The organism is Alistipes sp. CAG:29 (assembly GCF_000435435.1).
Taxonomy (GTDB): domain Bacteria; phylum Bacteroidota; class Bacteroidia; order Bacteroidales; family Rikenellaceae; genus Alistipes; species Alistipes onderdonkii.
The window spans coordinates 89,863-93,648 of the sequence record NZ_FR893417.1 but is presented as its reverse complement, the minus strand read 5'-3'; the positions used below and the strand labels follow the sequence as shown (position 1 = coordinate 93,648).

General features: G+C 61.0%; 6 protein-coding genes. 1 reads left to right on the top strand and 5 read right to left on the bottom strand.

What is annotated here, in order from left to right; translation table 11 throughout:
• Positions 1–46: 46 nt before the first annotated feature.
• The 5 genes from QVP03_RS03025 to QVP03_RS03005 all read right to left on the bottom strand — a co-directional run bounded on the left by QVP03_RS03025 (position 47) and on the right by QVP03_RS03005 (position 3,417).
• On the bottom strand, positions 47–298 hold the full coding sequence (locus QVP03_RS03025; protein ID WP_022332144.1) for a hypothetical protein: 252 nt from the start codon (positions 296–298) through the stop codon (positions 47–49).
• Between the two features lie 179 nt (positions 299–477).
• Complete coding sequence (locus QVP03_RS03020) at positions 478–948, bottom strand: hypothetical protein (RefSeq protein WP_022332143.1); 471 nt, start codon at positions 946–948, stop codon at positions 478–480.
• On the bottom strand, positions 948–1,457 hold the full coding sequence (locus QVP03_RS03015; protein WP_022332142.1) for a hypothetical protein: 510 nt from the start codon (positions 1,455–1,457) through the stop codon (positions 948–950). Before QVP03_RS03015 ends, QVP03_RS03020 begins: the two co-directional genes overlap by 1 nt.
• Positions 1,454–2,170, bottom strand: a complete 717-nt coding sequence (ubiE, locus tag QVP03_RS03010) for a bifunctional demethylmenaquinone methyltransferase/2-methoxy-6-polyprenyl-1,4-benzoquinol methylase UbiE (protein ID WP_288210616.1) — start codon at positions 2,168–2,170, stop codon at positions 1,454–1,456. The genes QVP03_RS03015 and ubiE overlap by 4 nt, the downstream gene beginning before the upstream one ends.
• Positions 2,171–2,172: 2 nt before the next feature.
• Positions 2,173–3,417, bottom strand: coding sequence for an ABC transporter permease (locus tag QVP03_RS03005; RefSeq protein ID WP_022332140.1), 1,245 nt, complete (start codon positions 3,415–3,417; stop codon positions 2,173–2,175).
• A gap of 220 nt (positions 3,418–3,637) precedes the next feature.
• On the opposite strand from QVP03_RS03005, the gene QVP03_RS03000 reads away from it, so the two are divergent.
• A partial coding sequence (locus tag QVP03_RS03000; protein WP_288210615.1) for an SDR family NAD(P)-dependent oxidoreductase occupies positions 3,638–3,786 on the top strand: 149 nt, incomplete at its 3' end.

Here is a 3,786-nt window from a genome sequence, read left to right as displayed (position 1 = left end):
TGGGGTGCAGTTCATTCGAATCTCCCTCACTCTCATGCCCGACAATTTATTTGTTGCAGCATGCATCTTCAGCTTTCTCGGCGCAGCACGACTTGGTCGAATCGCACTTCTCGGCGCAGCAGGATTTGGTCGAGTCACATGCCTCGGCATCGCACTTCGCGTCGCAGCCGGCGCAAGCCGAAGCTTCGGTCGCAGCAGCGGCAGCCCCGCTCTCGGCAGCCTTCTTGTTCGAATTACCGCAGCAGCTTACCATTGCTACGGCAGCCATGACGACAACAAAAGAAAAAATCTTTTTCATAAGCGTTAAAGGTTTAATTATTAGTTATTCTGTAACGTCGCAAAGATATATATTCGTAAGAATATTGCAAATAAAAATTTCCGATATTTTCAAGGCGTGCGTATGTTGTTGGCAAGCAGGGGCATAGGCTGCCCGCAGACCGTGCCACGCGCCGAAAACGGAGCAGGGAATCCAACCTTTCAGTTCAAAAGGTCTGCCATGGAGAACTCCTCGCTCTTCACGAATGCCTTGGGGAATGTCGATGCGATCTTACCCTTCAGGATGATGGCCTCCTCCGCCGTCAGGCAGTTTCCCACCACGACCTTGAAATAGGGATTCTCGTATACCGGGTATACCATGATCCCGGGATAGGTCTCCTTGAAAAGGGCTTCCGCGGCAAAGGCCCCGGCGCGGGCATCCTGCCCGTTGTCGAAGAAGATGCAGACCCTGTAACCGCGCAGCCGCAGGCGCTGCCCTCCGCGCGAAGCGTCGTCGACAGCCTTCTCCGCATCGCCGTACTCGGTAACGGTGACCCTGGCCGTGCCGAACGCAGCGTCGGAGACCACCGGGGCGGCCAGGCGCTCCTTGAAGGCATCGAGCGACTGCGCCCGCAGCGGAGCGAAAGCCGCCGCGGCGAAAATCACCGCTATGAAAGTCGTCAGTCTGCGCATTACTCGTCCAGATAGTTTTTCACGTCCTGCAAGGACAGCCCAAAGATATTCAAAAATTCCGACAACGGCACCATCTCTTCCGAATTTTTTACCGAAGCCGGCCCCCCGCGCCCCTCGACCGCAAACGAAACGGCGACCTGCGAAATATCGTCCTCGCGGATTTTTTTCACCATCACGTAATAGGCCATCGGGTCGGTAGTTCTCACGCGCCACAGCGACGTAAAACTTCCGGTCGTCCGGCGCGGCACCTCGACACGGCCGTGGAGGATGATGCTCATCACGCGGCTCCCGGCGTAGAAGAGATCGACCTTCGCACGCTCCAGCACCAGTTTGTACCCCGTGCCGTTCTTCACGCGCACTACGGCCTCGGCGCCGCCCATCCCCTTGCGTTCGACCTTTTCGACCGCTTCCAGACGGATATTGCGCCGGGCCTTCTCGACCGCCCGGCGGCACGAAACCATCGGCAGCACCATCGCCGTGAGCAATATGCAGTATAACCATTTCCTCATCGCTGGCCGGTATATATCTGCGCGATCCCGAAACTCTGGCTCCGGGCCCGGCAGCCGCGGAACCCCGCCCGCTCCATCATGGACATGAACTCCGCGGGCGCAGGGAACTCCCCGACCGAGGCAGGCAGGTATTCGTAGGCACGTTTGTCCTTGGACACCATGCCGCCGATGCGCGGCAGTATCTTATAGGTATAGAACTCGTACAGCACCCGGAACAGCCGGTTGCGGGGACGCGAGAACTCCAGTATAACGACCTTGCCCCCGGGTTTTATTGTGCGGGCCATCTCGCGCAGGCCGGCCTCCAGGTCGCCGAAGTTGCGCACGCCGAACGCTACGGTCACCACGTCGACCGAAGCGTCCGAGACTCGCAGGTGCTCCGCGTCGCCCACATCGAGCACGACCCGCTCGTCGAGGCCGCGGGCGGCGACCTTGCAACGCGCCACGTCGAGCATCTTTTCCGAGAGGTCGACGCCCAGCACGTGCACGTCCCGTATGCGGCGTGCCATCTCGATCGCCAGGTCGCCCGTTCCGGTCGCCACGTCCAGGATACGGTGCGGGCGGCTGCGGCGCACGATGCGCACCACGCGGCGGCGCCAGATGCGTTCGATGTTCATCGAGAGCGTATGGTTCAGCAGGTCGTATTTGGGTGCTATGTTGTCGAACATTTCGCGCACCTCCTCCTTCTTGGTCTGTCCGGTGTTATAGGGTTTCACGGTCATTCGTAACGGATTGATTCGTCGGGTTTCACGGTCGATACTATATAGGTCGGCACCACGAGCAGCGCGACGATCGCCGCCACGGCACCGGCATTCAGCGCCAGCCACCAGCCCCACCCCAGCGAAATCGGGACTTCGGAGAGCAGGTACCCCTCGGAGCTGAGCCGCACGACATGGAAATACCGCTGCACGAAGCACAGCCCCAGCCCCACGGCATTCCCCCACGCCAGGCCGCGCAGGGTGATGAACGACGCCCGCCACAGGAACACCTGCCGCAGCTGGCCGTTGCGCATGCCGAAGGCCTTGAGCAGGCCGATCATCCGCGTGCGTTCGAGCACGAGGATCAGCAGCGCCGAGGTCATGTTGAAAAAAGCCACCACGAGCATGATGACGATTATCACGGCGGCATTCACGTCGTGCGCCTTGAGCCAGTCGAAGATGCTGGCATAAAGTTCCGTCACGCTCGTGACGGCCAGGTTCGCCGTGGCGTCGTCCTCGTCGTAGAGGAGCGTATGCCCCAGCCTGCGGGCGAAATCGTCCGCCCCGGCCAGGTCGTCGGTAAAGACCTCGTATCCCGAAATCTCGTCCGGCGCCCAGTCCGAGAGGCGCTGCACGTTGCGCAGGTCGGTCAGAATGACCGTGTTGTCCATCTCGTCCATCCCCGACGAGTAAATCCCCGCCACCTTGAACCGGTCGCGGCGCGGCGTGTCGCCGGCCTCGACGAAGAGCATCTCCACGCGGTCGCCCACGCCGAGCATCAGCCGGTCGGCCAGGCTGCGCGAAAGCAGGATGTCCTTCGTGCGGATCGAATCCCCCACGCGGGGCAAATCCCCGTCGACGAGCCATCCGCGGAAGGCCGACCAGTCGTAGGCCGTATCCACCCCCTTGAGCATCACCTCTCCCACAGCGTCGGCCGTACGGACGATGCCGCCCTTGACGGCATACGGAGCCATCGAAGCGAATCCCCGGGTCGAGCGGATCAGCCCTTCGGTGCGGGCGCTGCGGTGCACGGGCTCCGAATCGAGTGTCCCGACACCCCGCACGTCGGTCACGACGGCATGCGCCGCAAAGGCCGTTACCTTGCGTGCCACCTCGTGCTTGAACCCCATGATCACGGCCATGGCCAGGATCATCACCGCCACGCTCAACGCCACGGAAATCACGGCGATACGCTCCATCACCCCGGGTTTGTTATCCGGGGTGTGCTGCGCCGTCCGGCGGGCGATGAAAAAGGCGAGGTTCACGGCTGCTGATTTTGCTGGAAAATTTATGCAAAGAAACACAATTATTTCGTATTTTTGTCCGAAATAACCCAATTAATTGGAAGCTCCGCTTCGTGCAGGCGGGATCCGGGGGGGGGTACGGACACGAAACCCTGCAGTTCCGGAAACAGCCGGGGGCAAACCGCCCCCCCGAGGGACGGCTTCCGACATGGGGCGACACAAACATATTCACGTTATTCGGATGAAAAAACAGGCTTTGGTCACAGGGTCCACATCGGGCATCGGACGCGCCACGGCGCTCCGGCTCGCGACGGAAGGCTACGACGTCATAGCGACGGGACGGCGTAGCGAAAGGCTCGAATCGCTCCGCCGCGAAATCGAGGCGGCAGG